15 protein-coding genes are annotated in these 24,096 nt (G+C 46.2%); 9 read left to right on the top strand and 6 right to left on the bottom strand.

Annotated features, from left to right (window positions below; genetic code table 11):
* Positions 1-87: 87 nt before the first annotated feature.
* The 4 genes from galM to galE all read right to left on the bottom strand — a co-directional run bounded on the left by galM (position 88) and on the right by galE (position 4,933).
* Complete coding sequence (gene galM, locus L1D22_RS03160) at positions 88-1,167, bottom strand: galactose-1-epimerase (protein WP_239828685.1); 1,080 nt, start codon at positions 1,165-1,167, stop codon at positions 88-90.
* A 112-nt stretch (positions 1,168-1,279) separates the two neighbouring features.
* Complete coding sequence (galK, locus tag L1D22_RS03155; RefSeq protein WP_239828684.1) at positions 1,280-2,440, bottom strand: galactokinase; 1,161 nt, start codon at positions 2,438-2,440, stop codon at positions 1,280-1,282.
* 201 nt (positions 2,441-2,641) lie between these two features.
* Positions 2,642-3,694, bottom strand: coding sequence for a UDP-glucose--hexose-1-phosphate uridylyltransferase (locus L1D22_RS03150; RefSeq protein WP_239828683.1), 1,053 nt, complete (start codon positions 3,692-3,694; stop codon positions 2,642-2,644).
* Positions 3,695-3,922: 228 nt separating this feature from the next.
* The gene (gene galE / locus L1D22_RS03145) at positions 3,923-4,933 is read right to left on the bottom strand and encodes a UDP-glucose 4-epimerase GalE (protein ID WP_239828846.1); all 1,011 of its coding nucleotides are present in this window, start codon (positions 4,931-4,933) and stop codon (positions 3,923-3,925) included.
* A gap of 394 nt (positions 4,934-5,327) precedes the next feature.
* Here galE and ebgR point away from each other — a divergent pair, with 394 nt between their 5' ends.
* The 9 genes from ebgR (at position 5,328) to L1D22_RS03100 (ending at position 19,942) form a co-directional block, all read left to right on the top strand.
* Positions 5,328-6,311 (top strand): transcriptional regulator EbgR, encoded by a 984-nt coding sequence (gene ebgR, locus L1D22_RS03140; RefSeq protein WP_239828682.1) that lies wholly within the window; start codon positions 5,328-5,330, stop codon positions 6,309-6,311.
* 321 nt (positions 6,312-6,632) lie between these two features.
* Positions 6,633-9,734 (top strand): beta-galactosidase subunit alpha, encoded by a 3,102-nt coding sequence (gene ebgA, locus L1D22_RS03135; RefSeq protein WP_239828681.1) that lies wholly within the window; start codon positions 6,633-6,635, stop codon positions 9,732-9,734.
* Between the two features lie 3 nt (positions 9,735-9,737).
* The gene (locus L1D22_RS03130; RefSeq protein WP_161748949.1) at positions 9,738-10,190 is read left to right on the top strand and encodes a beta-galactosidase subunit beta; all 453 of its coding nucleotides are present in this window, start codon (positions 9,738-9,740) and stop codon (positions 10,188-10,190) included.
* Positions 10,191-10,330: 140 nt separating this feature from the next.
* Complete coding sequence (locus tag L1D22_RS03125; RefSeq protein ID WP_239828680.1) at positions 10,331-11,755, top strand: amino acid permease; 1,425 nt, start codon at positions 10,331-10,333, stop codon at positions 11,753-11,755.
* Positions 11,756-12,325: 570 nt separating this feature from the next.
* Positions 12,326-13,759, top strand: a complete 1,434-nt coding sequence (locus tag L1D22_RS03120) for an amino acid permease (protein WP_239828679.1) — start codon at positions 12,326-12,328, stop codon at positions 13,757-13,759.
* 348 nt (positions 13,760-14,107) lie between these two features.
* Positions 14,108-15,172: a protein YgjJ gene (ygjJ, locus tag L1D22_RS03115; RefSeq protein ID WP_239828678.1), complete on the top strand. Its 1,065-nt coding sequence runs from the start codon at positions 14,108-14,110 to the stop codon at positions 15,170-15,172.
* 15 nt (positions 15,173-15,187) lie between these two features.
* On the top strand, positions 15,188-17,569 hold the full coding sequence (gene ygjK / locus L1D22_RS03110; protein ID WP_239828677.1) for an alpha-glucosidase: 2,382 nt from the start codon (positions 15,188-15,190) through the stop codon (positions 17,567-17,569).
* Between the two features lie 347 nt (positions 17,570-17,916).
* Positions 17,917-19,257: an MATE family efflux transporter gene (locus tag L1D22_RS03105; protein ID WP_239828676.1), complete on the top strand. Its 1,341-nt coding sequence runs from the start codon at positions 17,917-17,919 to the stop codon at positions 19,255-19,257.
* Between the two features lie 382 nt (positions 19,258-19,639).
* Positions 19,640-19,942, top strand: a complete 303-nt coding sequence (locus L1D22_RS03100; protein ID WP_239828675.1) for a DUF1330 domain-containing protein — start codon at positions 19,640-19,642, stop codon at positions 19,940-19,942.
* 192 nt (positions 19,943-20,134) lie between these two features.
* Here L1D22_RS03100 and L1D22_RS03095 read toward each other — a convergent pair whose 3' ends face one another.
* Both L1D22_RS03095 and L1D22_RS03090 read right to left on the bottom strand, forming a co-directional pair.
* On the bottom strand, positions 20,135-21,832 hold the full coding sequence (locus L1D22_RS03095) for a solute:sodium symporter family transporter (protein ID WP_239828674.1): 1,698 nt from the start codon (positions 21,830-21,832) through the stop codon (positions 20,135-20,137).
* Positions 21,833-21,934: 102 nt separating this feature from the next.
* The gene (locus L1D22_RS03090) at positions 21,935-24,058 is read right to left on the bottom strand and encodes an alpha-galactosidase (RefSeq protein WP_239828673.1); all 2,124 of its coding nucleotides are present in this window, start codon (positions 24,056-24,058) and stop codon (positions 21,935-21,937) included.
* Between the last annotated feature and the right edge of the window lie 38 nt (positions 24,059-24,096).

The raw sequence follows: 24,096 nt of genomic DNA, 5'->3' as shown, positions 1-24,096 counted from the left end.
TCCCCCTAAGAGCAGCGGAATAAATCACACCGCTCCATTCATAAATCAACAAAAGAACTTGGCATCACCGCTTTGAGCTAGAGTGTACTAGTTTGAAGAATCCCCCGAAAATTCAAACTGGTAGCAGGTACGGTAGTGGTATTCTTGTTCAGGCTGGAGAATACAACTGTCCTGCTTCCACTCTGGGTGGTTAGGAGAGTCAGGTAAGAACTGGGTTTCTAATGCCAAACCTGCGTAATCTTCATAGCTGCCACCACTTCGGTTTGGTGTGCCACCAAGCCAGTTTCCGGTGTATAACTGCATCGCAGGTTTGGTCGAAAATACTTTTAAGGTGACCAGCGCATCTGGCGAAGTCACGGTCGCGGCACATTGAGTGCGTTTACAGCCGTCAGCCAATAAGAAAGAGTGATCGTAACCCTTGGCGGCTTTCTGTTGTTCATCACCTAATAAACGCTCTGAGATCATCATAGGCTGAGTGAAGTCGAAGCTGGTCGATTTCACCGATTTCAAGTTGCCTAATGGAATGCCGACAGAGTTGGTTGGTAAGAACTGAGACGCGTTGATACTCACAATGTGAGACAAGCAATCATGCCCTGCTTCGGCACCGAGCAGGTTGAAGTAGGCGTGATTGGTCAGGTTCACTACGGTTGGTTTATCGGTGTTGGCTGTGTAATTGATAGAGACTCGATTATCTTCGGTGATTTCATAACGAACCGACACGTTCAAATTACCCGGAAAACCTTGGTCGCCATCCGCTGATACCAAGCTAAACACAACCGATGTTTCAGTTTGCTCAGCAATATTCCAGCGACGTTTATCAAAGCCATTCGGACCACCATGTAAGGTGTTGCCCGCTTGGTTGGTTTCCAGTTTGTAATTCTTGCCGTCAATCTTGAAACGACCATTGGCAATGCGGTTAGCATAACGACCAACTGTCGCCCCCATATAACTGGCTTGCTTCTCGAAGTTATCCATTGAATTCACACCCAATAGCACTTCTCGTCTGTTCCCTTTTACTGGCAAGATACAGCTCAACCACGTTGCGCCAATATCCATGAATGTCACTTCCATGCCGTGTGCATTTGACAACGTGACAAGCTGAGCAGGTTGGCCATCATAGGCTGCAGTTTCTGTCATGGATTGATGCAGGTTCTGCGCTTGTGTCATTCTAAATTCCTTCTACTGCCAGTAAAAAGCCTCTACGTTGAGGTAAAGGCTTTAGTATTTGGCCTACCATGAACTTTTTACTCGGTAAGCGCTATCTTAAGTCTCGAAGCAGTTAGATTACTTCAATTAGGCCGGCGCCGTCTTTCGCTTGGCACACATAAATAGATTCTTTTAGACCCGTCGCTGCTTGATATTTCTGCTCAACGGTTGTTTTAATTTCATCAACTAAAGCTGGCGGAACCAATGCCACGATACAACCACCAAAGCCACCGCCCGTCATACGCACGCCGCCTTGATCGCCAATCACTTCTTTAACCATATCCACTAGCGTATCGATCTCTTTAACTGTGATTTCAAAATCATCACGCATTGATGCATGTGATTCTGCCATCAACTCACCCATGCGCTTCATGTCATGAGTACGCAGAGCTTGAGCCGCTTCTACTGTACGGTCATTTTCGGTAATCACGTGGCGAGCGCGCTTAGCAACCATCTCATCCAGTTCAGACTCTTTCGCTTTGAATTGCTCAATCGTTACATCACGTAGTGCTGGGACACCGAACAAGCGAGCCGCTTCTTCACACTGCTCACGGCGTGTGTTGTATTCACTGTCGACTAAGCCACGTTTCTTGTTTGAATTGATGATCACCACCGCCATGTCTTCTGGCATTGAAACTGCTTGAGTTTCTAGGCTACGGCAATCCAAAAGCATCGCGTGGTTTGCTAGGCCTTCAGCCGAGATCATTTGATCCATGATGCCGCAGTTACAGCCCACAAATTCGTTCTCTGCTTGCTGACCATTCAGCGCCACTTCCGCTTGAGTAATCTCTAAGTTGTAAAGCACCTTGAATGTCTGACCAATCACCACTTCTAGTGCCGCCGATGAACTCAAACCCGCACCTTGAGGTACGTTGCCTGATACAGAAATATCCGCACCTTTGAACTGGTAACCACGACCAATTAAACACTTCACCACGCCACGAATGTAGTTCGCCCACATTTTGTCTTGTTGGAAGGTAATCTCTTGCGTGATGTCGAATTCGTCTACCGCATTATCGTAGTCAACAGACACCACACGCACCATGTTGTCGTCGCGCTTTGCTGCCGCAACAACGGTTTGGTAGTTAATGGCACACGGCAGAACAAAACCATCATTGTAGTCAGTGTGCTCACCAATCAGGTTCACACGACCTGGCGCTTGAACGATGTGAGTCGCTTGGTAACCAAGGACTTGCTCAAAAGATGCTTTCACGTTTTGGATTAGATCAGACATAAGTAAACTCTCTGCTTAAACTCTTTGTTCAATTGGTTGTGGCCCCTTCATGGCACCACTTTAATTCTTGAGATTCCCTATCTCGTTCGTCCCTCACTGTAGGGAATGACAACATCAGCGGCTAAGTTTCTCAGCTGTCGTCATTCCAGAATCGAGGGACGAGATATCAGGAATCTCGCTTACTATCTAAGAAGCTGCGTATTACTGCTCTTTGTAGTGAACGTCACTCAAATCACGAAGACGTTGCGCCGCTTGTTCTGCGGTCAAATCACGCTGCGATTCCGCCAGCATTTCGTAGCCCACCATGAACTTACGAACCGATGCGCTGCGTAGTAGCGGCGGGTAGAAAAGCGCGTGCAATTGCCAGTGGTCAATGTCTGTGCCCTCTTCAAAGAACGGCGCATAGTGCCAGCCCATCGAGTATGGGAATGAACACTGGAACAAATTGTCGTAGCGGCTTGTTAGCTTCTTAATTGCAAGTGCCAAGTCATCACGTTGTTCGTCAGTCAGCTCACTCATTCGGCGAATGTGTGTTTTTGGCAGTAACATGGTTTCGAATGGCCATGCCGCCCAGTAAGGCACTACAGCAATCCAATGTTCGGTTTCAACCACAGTGCGTGAGCCGTCTTTAACTTCAGCTTCAACGTAATCCACTAATAGGTTTGAACCTTGTTGTTCGAAGTATTCTTTTAGCAGTTTTTCTTTACGTTCAATCTCGTTTGGCAGAAAGCTGTTCGCCCAAATTTGACCGTGTGGGTGAGGCTGAGAACAGCCCATTGTCTCGCCCTTGTTTTCAAACGCTTGAACCCATAGGTAATCTTTACCTAGCTCTTCAACCTGCTCGTTCCAGGTATCAATCACGCCGCGGATTTTATTCACCGGTAACTCTGGCAGCGTTTTGCTGTGGTCTGGAGAGAAACAGATAACGCGGCTCAACCCACGAACACCTTGAGTCTTAAATAGAGGGTTGTCAGACTCGGGAGCGTCAGGCGAATCAGGCATCAACGCCGCGAAATCATTACTGAACACATAAGTACCGTCGTAATCTGGGTTTTCGTCACCCGAGATACGTGTGTTGGTCGGGCACAAGAAACACTCTTTCTCATACTCAGGAAGTTGTTCAGTCGATGGCTTCTCGTCTTGACCGCTCCACGGGCGTTTAGCACGGTGCGGTGATACTAAGATCCACTGACCCGTTAGTGGGTTATAACGACGATGCGGGTGGTCTACTGGGTTAAATTCAACTTTTGACATACTTACATTGCTCTTAATTTTTGTGTCTTGGTCAATTCACCAAGACGAATAATTTTTCTACAAGGAGATTCCCTATCACGCTCGTCCCTCGCTGTAGAGAATGACGTGTGATCTCGTTGTGCTATTTGTGCAAATGCAACCGCTTCATAGCCTTATGCTTATCCGTCATTCCAGAATCGAGGTACGAGATATCTGGAATCTCTCTTTTCTCAATAACCTAAAAGTTTATTAGTAACCCTGTGGGTTGTTCGACTGCCAATTCCACGTATCCGCCGTCATTTCCATCACGCTGCGTGTCGCTTTCCAGCCCAGTTCGCGTTCTGCCTTTTCAGTGCTTGCCCAACATTCGGCAATATCACCAGCACGGCGCGGACATAATTCGTAAGGAACTGGCTTGCCCGATGCTTGTGCAAAGGCTTCAACCATCTCAAGTACACTCGAGCCTTTACCTGTACCTAGGTTGTAAATGTGCAAACCCGCTTTCTCGCCCACGGCTTTTAATGCTGCTACGTGGCCATCAGCCAGATCCATTACGTGAATGTAGTCACGAACACCTGTTCCATCCGGTGTTGGGTAATCGTTTCCAAAGATAGAAAGCTTCTCTCTACGACCAACGGCAACCTGTGCGATGAACGGCATTAGGTTGTTTGGAATGCCTTGCGGGTCTTCGCCCATGGTGCCTGATGGGTGTGCGCCAACAGGGTTAAAGTAGCGCAGTAAAGTGACGCTCCAGTCGTTTTCAGCGTTGAACAAATCACTCAAGCACTCTTCGACCATGTACTTACTACGACCATAAGGGTTCGTAGTATCGCCCGTTGGTGAGCTTTCGGTGATCGGCACAATCTCAGGGTCGCCGTATACGGTTGCTGAAGAGCTGAACACGATGCTTTTCACGCCAGCTTTCTTCATGCTGCGCGCTAGAACCAGAGAACCATTGACGTTGTTATCGTAGTATTCAAGAGGCTTAGCGACTGATTCGCCCACCGCTTTTAGGCCAGCGAAATGAATGACGGCTTGAATGTCATGCTTGGCAAAAACACCATCTAAGAAGGATTCATCACGAATATCGCCAAGGTAAAATGTTGGCGTTTGACCGGTTAGCGCATTGATTCGCTCCAGCACTAGCTCTTTGCTGTTGCAAAGGTTGTCTACAATGATGGGCTCCATACCTGCCTGCATCATTTGAATACATGTGTGACTTCCGATGTAACCCATTCCGCCCGTTACCAGTACTTTCACAATCAACCTCTCTTCACTGTCATTCATGATGAAATCTGAACCGATACTCTGTGTATTAGTTCGTTGTTACAGAAATAGTAGCAGTCAATCTGACTATAATTCTGTGATCAGAACCACGAAGTGTAAACGTTTACACAAAGTTCCACGAGACATATTCATATCAACATAGAATTGGCGAATCGATAGATAGTGCTAATTCATTGAAATTAAATGAGATCTTTATAGATAGTTAGATTTGCGACATCACAGAGGAGTTGAGCATTTATTTTACTAAAAGTTAATGCATTGGCTTTCAGTTTGATTACAATAGGTCAGTAGAATAAAGAGGTGCATTGCTTTTTTTACTAAAGACAAATTTCAAAGCAGCGCAATGTTCCAAGAACAGGAAGTGAGTATGGCAACGTTAAAAGATATCGCGACGGAAGCAAATGTTTCATTAGCTACCGTTTCTCGGGTTCTCAATGAAGATCCTACATTAAGCGTCAAGGAAGAGACCAAAAGGCGTATCTTTGAAATTGCCGAGAAGTTGGAATACAAAACCAGCAGCTCACGTAAATCGGTTAGCGGTAAAAAGCAGAACCACCACTTCCTTGCTCTGTACAACTACAAGCAAGAAGCGGAAGTTAACGACCCTTATTATCTATCGATTCGCCACGGTATTGAGACACAGTGCGAGAAGATGGAAGTTAACCTAACCAAATGTTACGAAAGTAAAATACAGACAAACTCTAGCCAGATAACCGGTATTTTACTGGTTGGTAGAATGACGCAAGAAGTTATCGCACAAGCGAAAAAGCTCACCGATAATATCTGTTATGTCGACTTTACCGATCACTCTGAACCTTATGACTCAGTTGATATTGACCTGGCTCGCATCAGCAAAGAGATCACCAACTTCTTCATTAACCAAGGCTACGAACGCATTGGTTTCATCGGTGGCCAAGACGACATTAACACCTCAGATATTCGCGAAGTCGCTTTTGCAGAATACGGTGGTTTGAAGAACGTAGTCAGCGAACAAGATATCTACCGCGGTGACTTCTCTAGTTCATCTGGCTACAAGCTGGCGAAGAAGATGCTAGAGAGCGGCGATTACCCGAAAGCGATGTTTATTGCATCAGATTCGATTGCAATTGGTGTTTTACGCGCCGTTCATGAACACGGATTAAGCATTCCAGAAGACATTGCGCTTATCAGTGTCAATGACATCCCAACCGCTAAATTTACCTTCCCAAGTTTATCAACCGTTCGTATTCACTCTGAACTGATGGGAATTCAAGGTGTTAACCTTCTGATTGAGAAGGTACGCGATGGCCGTACTATCCCACTAAGAGTTTACGTACCAAGTAAACTCAAGCTGCGCGACACAACAAAATAACATTATATTTCAAATAGATAACGAAAGGTCACCTCTACTATAGGTGGCCTTTTTTGTACCTGTTATCTCCCTCTCCAATCACATATCGTCTCTTCCAATCTGCTGTATAAAACACCAAATAGCATTCTTTTAAGTGGATCACACAGCACTGTAAAAAGCCCACAAAAAACGTGATGGAGTTAAAGTAAAACGTTTTCACCAATTTCATTTAGTAAAATTTTTACTAATAATTACCTCAGTCCGAAAATACTCGTATTCACTACGACCCAATTACGCATAAGAACGTCGGTCAGCATTCAAACAGGCCGAGAGAGAGGCAACGTGAACAACTGGGAAAACTTCCTGAACTTACATGAGAACCGTATGGCACCACGTGCTTACTTCTTCTCATACGCATCAGAAAAAACAGCTAAGACATTTCAACGTGAATTAAGCAGCCACTTTCAACTGTTAAGTGGTCAATGGAATTTCAGCTACTTCACTAACCCGCTCTTGGTTCCTGAAGAGTTTTACTCTCAAGAGATGAGCGACTGGGGCCACATTACGGTTCCAAACATGTGGCAAATGGAAGGCCACGGCGATCTTCAATACACAGATGAAGGTTTCCCATTCCCAATTGATGTACCTTTCGTACCATCAGACAACCCAACAGGCGCATACCAACGCTCTTTCTTCCTTGGCGAAAGCTGGGACGAGAAACAAACCATCATCAAGTTTGATGGCGTAGAGACCTACTTCGAAGTTTACGTAAACGGTGAGTACGTAGGTTTCAGCAAAGGCAGCCGCCTAACCGCTGAGTTCGATATCTCTAGCCACGTAAAAGCGGGCAACAACCTACTTTCTATTCGCGTGATGCAGTGGGCCGATTCCACTTACATTGAAGACCAAGACATGTGGTGGACGGGCGGTATCTTCCGTGATGTTTACCTTGTAGGTAAAGAACAACTGCACGTTCAAGATCTAACGGTTCGCACTGATTTTGACGATGCTTACCAAAGCGCAACCCTTTCGTGCAATGTTGCTCTAGAAAACTTAGCAGCAGCGACCAACGCAACCCTTGAGTACGCATTGCTTGATGGCAGCCAAGTTATCTCGCAAGGCTCACTAGATAACTTAAATGTCGATGGCAATGCGAGTACTCAATTCTCTATTGATGTGGTTAACCCAGTTCAATGGAATGCTGAAAACCCATACCTTTACCAACTGCTGCTGACGCTGAAAGACGCTGACGGCAAAGTGTTAGAAGTGATCCCACAACGCGTTGGTTTCCGTGACATTAAAGTTCGCGATGGTCTGTTCTACATCAACAACAAATACGTGATGCTGCACGGTGTGAACCGCCACGACAACGACCACCTAAAAGGTCGCGCTGTTGGCATGGATCGCGTAGAGAAAGACTTAGTGTTGATGAAGCAACACAACATCAACTCAGTACGTACTGCTCACTACCCGAACGACCCACGTTTCTACGAACTGTGTGACATCTACGGTCTATTCGTAATGGGTGAAACCGATGTTGAAACACACGGCTTTGCTAACGTTGGCGACCTAAGCCGCATCACTAACGATGCAGCATGGGAAGCGGTGTTTGTTGAGCGTATCGAACGTCATATTCATGCTCAAAAGAACCACCCTTCTATCATCATGTGGTCTTTAGGTAACGAATCTGGCTACGGCTGCAACATTCGTTCTATGTACGATGCAGCTAAAGCGATTGATGACACACGTTTGGTTCACTATGAAGAAGACCGTGATGCTGAGGTAGTCGACATCATTTCAACCATGTACTCACGTGCTCAATTGATGAATGCCTTCGGTGAATTCCCACACGAAAAACCACGCATCATCTGTGAATACGCACACGCAATGGGTAACGGCCCGGGCGGTTTAACCGAGTACCAGAACGTGTTCTACAAGCACAATTCGATTCAAGGTCACTATGTTTGGGAATGGTGTGACCACGGTATTCTGGCACGTGATGAAGCAGGTACTGAGTTCTACAAGTACGGTGGCGACTACGGTGACTACCCGAACAACTACAACTTCTGCATGGACGGTTTGATCTACCCAGACCAAACACCAGGTCCAGGTTTGAAAGAGTACAAACAAGTGATTGCCCCAGTGAAGCTTCGCGATTTCGATGCACAAACTGGCACCTTCACCGTTGATAACAAACTGTGGTTCTCAAACATTGATGACTACACCATCACTGCAGAAATTCGTGCTGAAGGTGAAACCATTGCTGTGCAACACATCAAGGTTGAAGAGCTGGCAGAAAACTCTAGCCGTGAACTAACACTTAACTTGCCACAACTTGATGAGCGCGAAGTGTTTGTGAACTTTACTGTTCGCAAGGATTCCCGCACGCCTTACAGCGAAGCGAACCACGATATTGCGATTTACCAATTCCAAGTGAAAGAGAACACGGCGCAGCTAGAAGCCTTCACCAACAACAATGCGACAGCACTGAATGTTGAAGAATCTCGTCTTGCTTACCTAATCAAAGGCCACAACTTTGCACTGAACTTCTCGAAAGTAAACGGCAAGCTGACGTCATGGTTGGTCAATGGCGAAGAGCTAATTAAGTCAGAACCAAGACTCAACTTCTTCAAGCCAATGATCGATAACCACAAGCAAGAGCATGATGGTTACTGGGAGCCAGCACATCTGCAGATCATGCAGGAACACTTCCGCACCCTTAACGTTGAACAGGTAAACGGTAAGGTCGAGATCACCACCACCAGCATCATTGCTCCACCAGTATTCGATTTCGGCATGCGTTGTGAGTATCGATACCAAGTCAGTGCAGAAGGTCAACTGAACGTTGAACTAAGCGGTGAACGCTACGGTGATTACCCACATGTGATTCCAGTGATTGGTTTCGATATGGGCATCAACGGCGACTTCGATCAAGTTCAATACTACGGCCGCGGCCCTGAAGAGAACTACCAAGACAGCAAGCAAGCCAACATGATTGATGTGTACCAATCAACGGTGGCTGACATGTTCGAGAACTACCCGTTCCCACAAAACAATGGCAACCGCCAGCATGTTCGTTGGGCTGCGCTTTCAAGCCGCGCAGGTAATGGTATTGCAGTGAAACCACAGCAAGAAATCAACTTCAGCGCATGGTTCTACACCAATCAAAACCTGCACCAAGCACAACACACTATTGAGCTAGAGAAGAGCGGTTACATCACGCTAAACCTAGACCACCAAGTGATGGGCTTAGGCTCGAACTCTTGGGGCAGCGAAGTGCTCGACTCTTACCGCGTGTACATGGATGAGTTCCGTTACGGCTTAACTCTGCTTCCATTCCAAGCAGGCGATTGCGACGCGCAGCACCTAATCAATCACAACTTTGGCGATGAGTTTTTTACGGCGAAAACACCGAAAGCTCAACCACAACAGAACGAGGCATAAGCGATGATCGTTTTAGAGAACTTAGAACAATTTAAAGTCGTTTACCGCGATGGTCGTAAATGGCAACGCTGTGTAGAGGCAATTGAAAACATCGGCAACATCAAAGATGGCGTGATGTATTCGATTGGTGACTCACTGGCTTACATGATTGAAGACGGCGTGGCTCGTAACACTGAAAACTTCACCGGTAATCGTCGTTATTTCGATGTGCACTACTACCTAGAAGGTCGTGAAACTGTCGAGTTCGCAGCGAAATCAGAGCTAGAACAAATCCAAGCTTACAGCGATGAAACTGACCGTGAACACCTATTGGGTAACGGTGAAACTCGTGAGTTAGCTGAAGGCCAAGTGGCGATCTTTGATAACAGCAAAGCTTACCGTTTTCACGGTGATAACCGAGTTCGCAAGGTGGTGCTGAAAGTGACTATTGAAGACGGTTACTTCCTTAATAAGTAAGTAAAACCCTATTAATTCACAGTGCGTTTGAGCCTTGCCGTTCAAGGCTCAAATAGACTGAACAAACCCTCTATACTTCTTCCCTACAAAGAAGCACAGAGAAATAACGACTATAATTATGTGATTCCCCGGAGGACACTATGTCTGAATCTGTACGCGGTAAGTTGGGCAAATTTGCCTTGCTCTCCATGACATTTGCAGCGGTATTTAACGTTCGCAACATCGTAAATAACAACATCGAATTGGGATTGAGTTCTGCTCCTATCTTTTTGCTTGCGACCCTTATTTACTTCATTCCATTCGTGTTCATCATTGCTGAATTCGTATCAGCAAACAAAAATTCTGAGTCAGGCATGTACGACTGGCTTAAAAAACCGCTGGGTACGAAAGCGGCCTACCTAGGTTCGTTCCTGTACTGGTTTGTGAACCTTTTCTGGTTTGTATCGCTGCTACCAAACGTTATCGCCTACGCATCTTACGCGATGCTTGGCTACGAATACGCCTTCTCACCTGTCGTCACATCGGCCATCTCGATTGGTCTATTTGCTGCGGCAACGCACATCTCAACCAAAGGCGCGAGCTGGTTAGGTAAGATTGCAGAGATCGTGGCATACGGTGTATTTGCTCTGTTCGCGATTTACGTTATCGGTGCACTGATGGCACTGGGCGGTAACCACGAACCAGTTGAACCAATCACGCTAGAAGCAATGACACCAACCATCAACTGGGCAACCCTAGGTATTATGTGTTGGATCTTCCAAGCAGCTGGCGGTGCAGAAACAGCTGCCGCATACCTAAACGATGTGAAAGGTGGTCATAAGTCTTTCATCAAGGTCATCATTGGTGCCGGTATCGCGATTGGCGCGATGTACGCAGTTGGCTCTCTATTAGTAAACGTATTCGTTGCACGTGATGAACTCACTTACGCTGGCGGCATGGTTGAAATCTTCACAGGTATGGCGAACTACTTCGACATTTCACAATCTCTAACGGGTCGCTTCGTTGGTATCGTACTGTTCGTTGCAATGTTCGGTTCAATGATGATGTGGACTGCGGCACCTGTAAAAATTCACTTCTCTGAAATCCCTAAAGGTGTTTACGGCGAGAAGACAACAGAACTGAACGAGCACGGTGTTCCTGTTCGTGCAGCATGGTGGCAGTTTGCGTTCGTATTCGTGATGCTTGTGGTTAACGGCTTCGGCTCTGAATCTGTACAAGACATGATGAACACGGCTATCAATCTAACAGCCGGTACCGCAATGCTACCGCCTATTTTCATTATGGTGGCGTACTTTGTGTTCCGCTTGAAGCATGACGATACACCGCGTGATTTCCGTATGGGTACTCGCACTCAAGGTATGGCTGTGGTTTCTGTTCTGATTACTATCTTCGTTGTGAGCATGACAGCATCGGCATTCCCGACAGGTGTTGACCTTGTTCAAGCCTTCTTCATCAACGTCTTCATGACAGCGGTATTCTCTGGTATTGCATGGTGGTGGATCTCTCGCTTTGAAAAGAAGCAAGCAGGTAAAGAAGCAAAGCTAGAAACGGCTAAGCAGTCGTAATCCAAAACCTTCACATCTAATTAAAAGCGCCTTCATTGGCGCTTTTTTGTTTTAAATCAGACAATTGAAACAACAACCTCAAAAATAAAAACGCCGTTCCGTCAAGGTTTCACTTCACGAAAAACGCCAATTAATCGGTAATAAAACTCGAATAAAAACCAAGGTAAAACATTAACTAAATTTATTTACTCAAGGTCACATAATTGATCAATTTTGATTAACTTCCCGCCGCTTAATCTTTAATCTTCTTGCTGAAGAGACAAGCTGTTCCATATAAAAAAACGACACAAAGCCCCTACAAGCCTTATCAAAGGTCGCACATGAAACAGCCAATCTCTTTATAGAACTTCTGAGTCCTTAACCTGTTGTTTCGGTAATAAATTTACTGAAACAGCAAAGATAAATCACTAAGAAGTCCGATCGTCAATCTATAAAAATAATATCTGAGCCAACCCTGATTGATCTGAGCGGGTGTTTGCCAAACCAACATAACAATAAAAGTGCGGCCTAGAGCTTCCCTCTCTAGGACCAAGTTATAACGATCATCAACGTGATTCACCGGAGAACATCATGTCCGATAATAAACGCAGTACGATAGGCAAATTTGCCCTACTGTCTATGACCTTCGCGGCGGTATATAGCTTCAATAACATCATTAATAACAACATCGAAATCGGCCTCTCTTCGGCTCCGATGTTCTTTTTAGCAACCATCTTTTATTTTGTTCCTTTCTGTCTGATAGTCGCTGAGTTTGTGTCACTGAATAAAGACTCTGAAGCGGGTGTTTATTCTTGGGTTAAAAGCTCGCTAGGCGGCCGCTGGGCGTTTATTTCGGCTTACACATACTGGTTTGTTAACTTATTCTTCTTCACGTCTCTGTTACCTAGAATCATCGCTTACGCGTCGTATGCGTTCTTAGGTTTCGAGTACATCTTCACGCCAATGACCACGGCAATCCTAAGTACCATTTTGTTTGCGGTCGCGACTCACATATCGAACAACGGCGCGAAGCTACTGGGCCCTATCACCTCTTTAACTTCGTCACTGATGCTATTGCTGACTATGTCTTACATCCTGTTGTCAGGCGGCGCATTAGTCGGTGGTATCGAACCGGCAGACCCAATCACGATTGAGGCAATGACACCAAGCTTTAACTGGGCATTCCTTGGCGTAATCACTTGGATCTTCATGGCGGCAGGCGGTGCGGAATCGGTCGCGGTTTACGTTAACGACATCAAGGGTGGTCACAAGTCTTTCGTTAAGGTGATCATCATTGCCGGTATCTTTATCGGTGCGCTTTACTCGGTTGGTTCTGTACTTGCGAACGTGTTTGTTGCTCGTGAAGAGTTGAAGTTTACTGGTGGTTCAGTACAGGTATTCGAAGGGCTAGCAAGACACTTTGGATTGTCTGAGATCCTGATGAATCGCTTTGTGGGTGTGGTTTCATTCACTGCGATGCTCGGCTCGCTACTGATGTGGACAGCAACACCGGTTAAGATCTTCTTCTCTGAAATCCCTAAAGGCATCTTCGGCGAGAAAACTGTCGCGCTCAACAAACAAGGCGTGCCAGAGCGTGCGGCTTGGGTTCAGTTCTTTATCGTAATTCCACTGATGTTCATCCCAACACTGGCGTCGGACACAGTACAAGATCTAATGAGCACCATCATAAACATGACAGCCGCAGCCTCTATGTTACCGCCACTGTTCATTATGATTGCTTACCTGCACCTGCGTGTAAAACTCGACCATCTACCTCGTGATTTCCGCATGGGCTCACGCCGAGTAGGCATTACCGCAGTGTCGATTCTTATCGGTATCTTCACGGTAGGGTTCTTTGCATCGACCTTCCCGACTGGCGCAGACATCATGACCATCATTTTCTACAACGTGGGTGGCATTGTGATCTTCCTTGGCTACGCGTGGTGGAAGTACGGTCAATACGAGAAAAGCTTGTCTCCAGAAGAGAAGAAGCTCGAAGCAAAGCCAGAACCTGCTAACGCTTAATTTGGCTTGATACTCTCATTAACAATCTAAGGCACTCTCCATTTGGTGAGTGCCTTTTTATTTACAAGCCTGTTTATTGGTTCAAAATTCGATTCACGCTCCAAATACCTTCCATCCCAAGCATTAGCGTACAAATTCAACTAAAAACCAAAATAAATTAAAAGTAAATATTTACTAAAAATAGATCACACTTTTAGATCAATTTAATTTTAAACACAAAAATAATCATTAATATCGGTTTTGCGATCGTAAGTGACCTGACCATATACGCCTTGAAGAACCCCCAACATTAGAAGTCAGAACAGCCTACGAAGCTTCATTTATCAACCCGAAACAGAAGTGAATAAAATGAAACGTAGTTTTACTAAAACCACTCTTATTACAAGCTATATCCTTGCTGCTCTAACGGCTAATGCCCACGCTGATGAAACAGCCGCTAACCACAGCGACACTCAGCCCCCTAAAACAGAATCTGAAACGCTATTTGACTTCTATGGTGAGCTTGGCCTTGGTGGTCACGTTGCACTAGAAGGCGACGACAAAGGCCGCTACGCAGACGGCACTTACATTGAGGCTGGCTTGGCTATCGAGCATGGCAATTGGTTTGGTCTTGCTTACATGGAAGGCTGGACGGTACAAGCCGATGACGAAGGCAATGCATGGGCAACTGGCCACGGCTGGGGCGGCTTCGAAGGGGGCTTTAACCGTTTTTACGCAGGTTACCGCACCGACGCAAAAACAGAATTTATTGTTGGCCGTATGGACTCGTCACTGGATGACGTTCAATGGTGGGGTGACCCTACCGTTGAGTACGGCTACGCAATCTCAAACACGCGCGACGTACATGTCGGTGTGAAGATCCAAAACCTAGAAGGCAAGCTACGCTACAGCGTTTCCTTTGCTCCAGAATCTGACTTCTCTGAAGACGATGCCCTACTTCACTTTGGTAAGTACGACAACTTCGCAGACCAATGGAAAGACAAAAATGCCATGGTCAACGGTTACCTCCAATACGATCTGACTGACGACCTAACCCTAATGGGCGGCGGTGAAGTTCGCAATAACGATGGTGGTGAACTTTTACTATTAGGTGCTGAGTACAAGAACTTCGCAACGCGTGTTTGGCACGATACCGACAAAGGCAACCAAGAGTCTTTCGGTAGCGAATCAGGTATTCAAACCAGTGTATGGTATGAAGCCGCACAAGGCGTTTACCTATCAGCAGCCTACAACTACGCGAACTTTGACGGTGACAATGGCGACAAAGAGATCACCTCTTACATCAATGCCGGCGTTTGGTACGAATACGGAAACGGCGCATTTGCTACTGCGTTCGACAGTCGCTTTGGCGTAGGCAGCGACACTGAAATCGGCGACGCGCAAGTGTTCGCAATGCAATACTTCTACTGGTAATAACAGGAACTCATCATGAAACTGAATAAATCATTCGCAGCTCTCGCTATCGGCGCAGCACTTGTTGTTACTGGCTGTACATCAAACTCAAGTTCTGACACAGAGCAACTGCAAGCAAACGAATTTAAGAACGTTATCGACCGCACTGGCTCACCAGAATACATGCGTGACTACGACTTCGATGACCACCAGCGCTTCAACCCATTCTTCGACCTAGGTGCATGGCACGGTCACTTGCTGCCAGACACAGCTGAAGGCATGGGCGGCTTCCCAGGAACGGCACTGCTTACTGAAGAATACATCAACTTCATGGCTGATAACTTCGACCGCCTAAGCGTGTTCAAAGATGGCAAAAAAGTCGCATTCACCATGGAAGCTTACAGCCTGCCAGGTGCATTAGTTCAGACACTAAAATCTGACGATGTGACGGTAGAAATGACGATGCGTTTTGCTTCAAACCGCACCTCTCTGCTAGAAACGAAAATCACTACCGACTCCCCAGTAGAATTGGTATGGGATGGTGAACTGCTAGAAAAGACCCATGCGAAAGAAGGCGTGGCACAAACCGACAAAACAATCGCTGAAACTTACCCTGAGTATGACCGTCAAATCGTCGCAACCGACGACGGCCTAAAGGTCACTTTCGGTAAAGTGCGTTCAACGTGGGATCTGCTGACTTCTGGTGAGTCTGAGTACCAAGTTCACAAATCGATTCCAACACAAACCACAGTGGATGGTTTAGCGTTTACTTCAACGGCAAACATTGAAGAATCGACCATCATCTACACCACTTACTCGCATGTTCTAACGGCAGAAGAAGCACAAGCTGAACAGCCTGAAATCAAGAAGATCATGGCAAACCCAACTGACTTCTTAGCGGCATCTGCAGAGCGTTGGGAAGGCTATCTTGAGATGGGTTTAACCAACCCGAACGCAACACCAGAACAAGAGCGTGTTGCAGTTAAAGCAATGGAAACCCTAAACGGAAACTGGCGTGGCGCTGCAGGTGCAATGGAGTTTGATTCTGTCACTCCATCGGTAACCGCTCGCTGGTTCTCGGGCAACCAAACATGGCCGTGGGACACATGGAAACAGGCCTATGCAATGGCTCACTTCAACCCAGACGTAGCGAAAGACAACATCCGCGCGATGTTCGCTTATCAAATTCAGGCTGACGACGCCGTTCGCCCTTGGGATGAAGGCTACGTGCCCGATCTATTGGCTTACAACCTAAGCCCAGAACGTGGCGGCGACGGTGGTAACTGGAACGAACGTAATACCAAACCAAGCTTAGCGGCATGGGCAGTAATGGAAGTCTACAAGACCACCAGCGACGAAGCTTGGCTTGAAGAGATGTATCCAAAGCTAGTGGCATACCATGATTGGTGGCTACGTAATCGTGATAACAACGGTAACGGTGTTCCAGAGTACGGCGCTGCACGTGACAAAGCACACAACACACCTGAAGGTGAAATGTACTTCACCGTGGTTCGTGGTGATAAGCATGAAACCGTCGTAGGCCAAGCAGCACTGGATAAAGTGGTAGCGGAAGGTAACTACGATTACATCGAGAGCCCAGCTCAAACCGCTGCATCTTGGGAATCCGGTCGTGACGATGCGGCAGCCTTTGGTTTCATCGATAAAGATCAGCTAGACGCGTATGTCGCGAACGGCGGCAAGCGCAGCGATTGGGATGTTGAATTCGCTCAAAACCGTGCGGAAGACGGCACACTGTTAGGCTACTCACTGCTGCAAGAGTCGGTTGACCAAGCAAGCTACATGTACAGCGATAACAAGTACCTAGCAGAAATGGCTGACATTCTGGGTAAAGACGCAGAAGCGAAAGAGTTCCGTGAAAAAGCGGAGCACCTATCGAACTACATCAACACCTGCATGTTCGATGAAAGCACGAACTTCTACTACGACATTCGTATTGAAGACAAGCCTTTAGCCAATGGCTGTGCGGGTAAACCAATTGTAGAACGTGGCAAAGGCCCTGAGGGTTGGTCACCACTGTTCAATGGCGCAGCAACACAAGCTCACGCTGATGCGGTTGTCTCTGTGATGAAAGATACTGGAGAGTTCAACACCTACGTTCCACTAGGCACAGCAGCGCTTTCTAGCCCAGCATTTGGTCCAGACATTTACTGGCGTGGACGTGTATGGGTAGACCAGTTCTACTTCGGCTTAAAAGGCATGGACAGCTACGGCTACCGTGACGATGCGATTGAAATGGCAGGCGCATTCTTCGACCACGCCGATGGCTTGGTACAAGATGGTCCTATCCGTGAGAACTACAACCCGCTAAACGGTGAACAACAAGGTGCACCAAACTTCTCTTGGAGTGCGGCTCACCTATACATGTTGTACAACGATTTCTTTACTGATGCAGAGTAAGTAAAAACCTATACCTGTCTTCTGAAATCCAATGAAAATCTAACCTCATAAATTTCAGACTTTGGCACTCAGTTTCTCGCTGAGTGCCTTTTTTATATCTGAAGCAACATAAGCGAAAAACAGGCTATCATAGTATTTGGCCTACTATGATCCTTTTGCTTAACTAGCCAAACGCAACCCATGAAACGATTCAAAAAGTTTCATGTACCCCACTTAGTTTTTGGCTCTAACGACCTTATTGGTATTTTCTTTACCCTTAATAGCTATCCGGACATTAATTTGATAGTCGTTTACTAAATAATCGCTAAACTATAGTGTCGCCTACCCCTTTTTTTGAGAAAACCTAAATGCCTAATGCTGATTCCACCCTAAACAAACGTATGGGAATCGTTGCGCTCACCTGGCCAATTTTTATCGAAGTTCTTTTAAGAACGGCACTCAACACCAGTGATGTATTCATGTTATCGGGATACTCAGACAAAGCCGTGTCTGCCGTTGGTGTTATCTCTCAGATATCCTTTTTCCTAATCATCGTATCGACCATGGTCAGCAGTGGTACTGGCATTCTAATCGCACAATATAACGGCGCCTCTCGCGAGCAAGAGAGTGCGCAAGTCGGCGTTGCTAGTATCATATTGGCAATTGTTACTGGTGTATTGCTGAGTATTTTTGCTGTGCTGGGCGCTGAATACTTTATCCCACTCTACCAACTTGAACCTCAAGTCGAGCAGTACGCTCAAGAGTACTTGTTCATCAGTGGTGCACTGACCTTTAACGTCACGATAGGTGTAGTGCTCACGACTATCCTGCGCAGTCATGGCTATTCAAAATCACCCATGGTCATCAATATGATTGCGGGTGTAATTAACGTGTTCGGCAACTACTGTGCACTCTACCAACCTTTTGGCCTGCCGGTTTACGGCGTGCAAGGCGTAGCGATTGCGACCGTTATTAGCCAAGTAATCGGGATGTTTATCTTGATTGGTGTTGTGAGAAGTAAAGGCATTGACCTACCACTGAAACAGTTTAAATCGGTACCTAAAGCCATCTACCAGAAGATCATTAAGATTGGCTCGATGAACGCCGGAGAAGTGCTGTCTTACAACATGGCGCAGATCACCATCATGTTCTTTGTCGTGCAAATGGGCACGGCTTCGTTGGCAGCATTCACCTATGCACAAAACATCGCTCGCCTCTCTTTTGCGTTCGCACTGGCAATTGGTCAGGGAAGCCAAATTCAAACCGGTTACTACATCGGCAAAGGTTGGATTGATGAAATCGCCAACCGTGTGCAACGTTATTTTGTGGTTGGCTTTATCGCCTCGACTACCATAACCTGCGTGATCTACCTGTTCCGTTTCGAGATATTGGATGTGTTCACACAAGACCCTGAGATTCTCGCGCTAACGGCCTCTCTGATTGCTGGCTCTATTATTTTAGAAGCAGGCCGTGTGTTTAACCTGATCTTCATCTCTTGTTTGAAAGCCGCTGGCGACATCAAGTTCCCTGTAAAAATGGGCATTGTTAGCATGTGGGGCATTGGCGTCGCGATGAGCTATCTACTTGGTGTGCATTGGGGTTATGGCGTATTTGGTGCTTGGATGGCGATCGCGATGGATGAATGGTTCCGCGGGTTAATCATGGTTCGTCGCTGGCGAGCAAAAAACTGGACTCGCTTCTCTTTATAATCTAATAAAAACAATTATCTACACAACACGTTAGGCATCTCAGTTATCGCAACTGGGCTGCCTTTCATAGTATTTGGCCTATGATGTTCCTTCCCGTTTATTAGCTGTACGGCCTCCATACCCTACTCGTTCAACCCCCTCTGATTTCTAATCACACCTCTACTCTTCATTACCTTCAATCCAATATAGAAAGTGTACCTGGAGAAAGCATTATCAACATTTTCTATATAAAGATTATTCAATCGTAGGGATTATCAAACAGGGTCACTCGAACTACTATTATTTCGTCCGCTAGCCAAGACGTTAGCAAGACAGTTACTAAAACGACCAATAACTAAAGTGCACAGACTCATTCAGAGCGCACAACGTGGAGAACATCATTATGTCTTACTATTCAGTACTAGAAGTAACACCAACTACAGACGCATGGGTTGCCGATTACATTGGCCCTGCAAACAAACTGGTTGCTCAATACGGCGGTAAATACCTAGCGCGTACTTCTAGCCACGAACGCCTTGAAGGCGACGCACAACAGCCTGCACTTCGCATCATCATCGAGTGGCCATCAAAGCAAGCTGCGGTAGATTTCATGAACGATCCTGGTTACGTTCCACACCTAGCAGCACGCACTGCAGGTTCAGTTAGCCACCATGCGCTTATCGAAGGTAAAGACGACCTAGCGTAATCAAGAGTCCAATTCTTGGTTAATGGCTATGATTAAACATGACCATTTCCAAAAACTAGAAAAGCCGCACCATCATTGTGATGGTGCGGCTTTTTATTGTTCGCTCTAAAGTATTTGGCCTATGATGATCTTTTTACTTAACCAACTATTAATTACCAAATAATCAGATAGTTAACAAGTTATCCTAGAGCATCAAGCCGTCGCTTCAACGCCCTTCTTTCGTTTTGCTAGTCGTCCAAAAATACCAAGCAACATAACAATGCCACACACGCCATAAACTTGCATGATGGTTGGATCGTCCGATACAAAACCAACATCAGAGAACATAACGTAAGCGCCAAGCACCATGTAAAGAATAATCGCTGAAGCCTCGAAGCGGAACTCCCACGGCGTCACATCGATATTTTCGTTTACTGGCATCTCGTACTCAGATTCGCGAGGCATAAAGTGACCAATGATGAACATCAGCGTGGTACATACCACGAACAGAATCGCCAATTGGTGTAGGAAGTGAATCGGTGTTTTGAAGATTAGCTGCATCGCCGCATAAGAACTTACGAACACCACCAGCGCCACTTTTGCTGCTAGAGCAGGCACACGTTTAGAGATGTAACCAACAAATACGATGGTAAAGATTGGCACACTAAAGAAACCAGCCACCATTTGTAGGTACTGGAACAGACCTTCAGGTGCGTACATGATGAAAGGAGCGATACATACCGAGATAATCGCAATCACAACACCAAAGATACGTCCTTTACCGACCAACTCTTCATCCGTTTTACCTTGACCAAACAGCGGCTTATACACGTTCAATGCAAACAAGGTAGTAGAGCTGTTCAACACACCGTTGAAGGTACTCAGAATCGCACCAAACATCACGGCAACGAAGAAGCCCACTAACGGTTTAGGCAATACTTCGTTAACTAAACGGGTATACATGGTATCTGGGTTGCCCGCATCAGCACCAAACATGTGGAATGCAATAATACCTGGAATGATCAGGAACAGCGGAGAGATAACCTTAATTGCACCCGCAAGGATGACCCCTTTCTGGCCTTCTTTTAGGTTCTTAGCACCCAATGCACGCTGGATGATCGATTGGTCAGTACCCCAGTAATACAAGTTCACCAATAGTAGACCTGTGAACAATGTCGAGAACGGCAGTGGATCGCTTTCTGTGCCGACAGATTGAAGCTTCTCTGGCGCCGCATACAGCAGAATGTCTAGACCCGCACCAAAGCTGCCCTCACCCAGCACCATCAAACCAAATACTGGAATCATCATGCCACCGACAATCAGACCAATACCATTGATGGTATCGGCAATTACCACGGCTTTAAGACCGCCATAAATGGCGTAAAAGAAGCCAAGTAATCCGATTGTCGCCGAAATTAGCGCTATTGAGCTAAATTCAGAGATATTCAGTAAAGCTTGAACATCGAAGATTTCGCCTAGAACAACGGCACCAGCGTAAAGTGTGGTTGGCAAAATATTGATAACGTACTGGCACAAGAAAAGCAGTGTTACAAACTTCTTCACAGACATGTCGTAGCGGCTTTCCAAGAAATCTGGAATGGTGGTAATGCCTTGCTTCAAATAGCGAGGAACAAGCATTAATGCGATGATGACAAGCGTGACACCCGATGCGACTTCCCATCCCATCACACTCATATTATGCGTGTAAGATTGGGCACTCATGCCCACAAAGCTGGTTGCGCTTAGGTTGGTTAAGATCAGTGAACTGGCGATCAGACCACCGGTCAGGCTTCTTCCGCCAAGAAAGAATCCATCTTGTGAGGTGTTTTTATCGTTCTTAACTTTGTTGTAGGTATACGCGACAACAAAACCAGTAAACAACAAAAATGACAGCAGAACTGTAATAGACATTTTGTTTTCCTTTCGTTTAGTTATTGCGGCAGCACTACCTCGCTGCCGATTATAATTTTTATATTTAGATTTTTATTTGTAGGGGTACTCAGAGTCAGAAATTCACATCTTTTTTAGATGCACAATTAAGGCTGACTCCGGGTCTAAAATAGGTAAGGTCAATCCAATTTCTTTGAGGTTGTCACCGCTTAACGTCAGTGTTTTATCCAACCATTGAGGGCGTTGCTTCATCAGTTGGAAGCTGGTTTGTGGCATCTCCACCAGCTTCACTTGGTATTGGGCATTGTCCTGGACGCAGCTGATTCGAAGGGGTGACGGAAGCGCATGATCTGGCATGGCTAATTGGCACACCGTAATCAACATCTCGTCATCATTTTGCACACCATAAATGTTCTGATTCTTATCCGCAGGATCCATACGGAAACTGCGACCAGAGTGCAGAATATGGCGGAACTGTTTATGCAGAGCGATGTAGTGAGAGAAGGCTTTCTTCTCTTGTTGCGACTCTTTTACTGGGTCTAGCTCAACGCCCATGTGTCCCATTAATGCCGTTACACCGCGCATATTGATACTATGACGACGATTCGTTGAGTGGCACTCAGCTGGGCCAATGTGTGCCCCCATCACTTCTGGTGGGAAGAAGTAACTCATGCCTTTTTGAATCGCTTGACGCTCAAGCGCATCATTACAGTCCGATGCCCAAAAACGATGTGTGCGCTTAAGGATTTCAAAATCGATACGGCCGCCACCAGACGAGCAAGATTCAATCTCAACCTCTGGGTGTGCCTCGTTAAGTTGATCAACTAAGCGATACAAAGCCTGAGTTTGACCGTGTACTGCCGCTTTACCGTTATGTCCAGGTTGAACCAATTCGCGGTTCATGTCCCACTTGAGATAGGTGATGTGGTAGCGAGTGAGCAGATCATCTAAACGTGAGAACAGGTAATCAAAGCACTCTGAGTTTTGCAGGTCTAAAACATACTGCCAACGACCTGAAGGCTGATGATAACCTTGCAAACCAAGTACCCAATCAGGGTGGTTGCGGTATAGATTTGAATCTTGGCTCACCATTTCAGGCTCAACCCAAAGGCCAAACTCCATGTCTTGCTGGTTCACATGGTCAATAACAGGCTCTAAACCATTTGGGTATTTCGCTTCATCGAGATACCAGTCGCCTAACGCTGCACGTTCGCCGTCACGCCCAACGAACCAACCATCATCAATAATGAAACGCTCAACGCCCATCACACCGGCTTCAGTCGCCATCTGCATGATGTACTCAGGTTTATGATCGAAGTAGATCCCTTCCCAAGTGTTTAGGTGAACAGGACGTAGCTTATCGGTTGGAAAGTTGATGATGTTATCGCGAACAAATTGCTGAAAACGCTGAGCGATACCATTCAGCCCTGAATTGCTGTAACAGCCAAATAGCCAAGGTGTTTGATAGCTGGCTTGAGGTTCAAGAATGGATTCGCCCGCCAGCAATAACTCGCCAGCTTGCACAAAACGACGACCGTCACTACGAACATCAGCACGCATTTGGTGGTTGCCACTCCAACCTAAATGGAAGCCCCACACCAAACCTTGTTGCTCTGAGAATCCTTGAGTGCCCGCAAACATACCCGGAAAGTTTTCATGAGAGGTTCGACCGCGGCGGTTCTCTTGCATGAAACCACCGTGCTCAAAGCGCTGACGCTGTGTTTGGAACTCATGACACCAACGACCATGGAACGTCATCAGCTCATTAGCATGATTCGGAAGTGGCAGTGTTGAGGACAATTTGTTGAGGTAGTATTTACTGTCGCCTTTATTGGTAATCGTGACACGTTTTTGAACCACATCAGATTGGTAATCAAGCTTAATTTCGACGGTCAGTTCAAGCTTGGCTACGGTGTCTTCAAGAACAAATGTCGCTTGCTGAACGTTAGCTTCACCGTCTGTAGTATCAGCTTCAACACGTGTGGTATTGAATACAGGCGCCCAATCCAAGCCATCACGATGCCCTTCAACTCCCGGCGCGTTAAAGTGGCCGCTGCCCAGTTCAGGACAAAGTGAAAGCGGCACATCGACATCAAGGCGCGCTTGAGAAATCGGTCTCTCAGTTGATAACAGCAGATCTTCATCAATACTGGCGATCTTCGCTCCCCAGTGCAGGATCTCTGGAACACGCCCTGATTTAATGATCAAACTGTGGTTTTTACTTGTTAGATGAATAAACTCGCTCATAGCCAATCTCATATTGTTTTCGTAAACATAATTTGAGA

The organism is Vibrio sp. Isolate34 (genome assembly GCF_022397915.1).
GTDB lineage: Bacteria > Pseudomonadota > Gammaproteobacteria > Enterobacterales > Vibrionaceae > Vibrio.
This window is presented reverse-complemented; position numbering and strand designations above follow the sequence as displayed.

What these genes read in the sequence shown, in the direction of transcription:
- L1D22_RS03150 (WP_239828683.1), bottom strand. Translation starts at nt 3,694, where the DNA reads ATGTCAAAAGTTGAATTTAACCCAGTAGACCACCCGCATCGTCGTTAT.
- L1D22_RS03125 (WP_239828680.1), top strand. Translation starts at nt 10,331, where the DNA reads ATGTCTGAATCTGTACGCGGTAAGTTGGGCAAATTTGCCTTGCTCTCC.
- L1D22_RS03105 (WP_239828676.1), top strand. Translation starts at nt 17,917, where the DNA reads ATGCCTAATGCTGATTCCACCCTAAACAAACGTATGGGAATCGTTGCG.
- ebgR (WP_239828682.1), top strand. Translation starts at nt 5,328, where the DNA reads ATGGCAACGTTAAAAGATATCGCGACGGAAGCAAATGTTTCATTAGCT.
- L1D22_RS03095 (WP_239828674.1), bottom strand. Translation starts at nt 21,832, where the DNA reads ATGTCTATTACAGTTCTGCTGTCATTTTTGTTGTTTACTGGTTTTGTT.
- L1D22_RS03090 (WP_239828673.1), bottom strand. Translation starts at nt 24,058, where the DNA reads ATGAGCGAGTTTATTCATCTAACAAGTAAAAACCACAGTTTGATCATT.
- galM (WP_239828685.1), bottom strand. Translation starts at nt 1,167, where the DNA reads ATGACACAAGCGCAGAACCTGCATCAATCCATGACAGAAACTGCAGCC.
- L1D22_RS03130 (WP_161748949.1), top strand. Translation starts at nt 9,738, where the DNA reads ATGATCGTTTTAGAGAACTTAGAACAATTTAAAGTCGTTTACCGCGAT.
- L1D22_RS03120 (WP_239828679.1), top strand. Translation starts at nt 12,326, where the DNA reads ATGTCCGATAATAAACGCAGTACGATAGGCAAATTTGCCCTACTGTCT.
- ygjK (WP_239828677.1), top strand. Translation starts at nt 15,188, where the DNA reads ATGAAACTGAATAAATCATTCGCAGCTCTCGCTATCGGCGCAGCACTT.
- galK (WP_239828684.1), bottom strand. Translation starts at nt 2,440, where the DNA reads ATGTCTGATCTAATCCAAAACGTGAAAGCATCTTTTGAGCAAGTCCTT.
- ygjJ (WP_239828678.1), top strand. Translation starts at nt 14,108, where the DNA reads ATGAAACGTAGTTTTACTAAAACCACTCTTATTACAAGCTATATCCTT.
- L1D22_RS03100 (WP_239828675.1), top strand. Translation starts at nt 19,640, where the DNA reads ATGTCTTACTATTCAGTACTAGAAGTAACACCAACTACAGACGCATGG.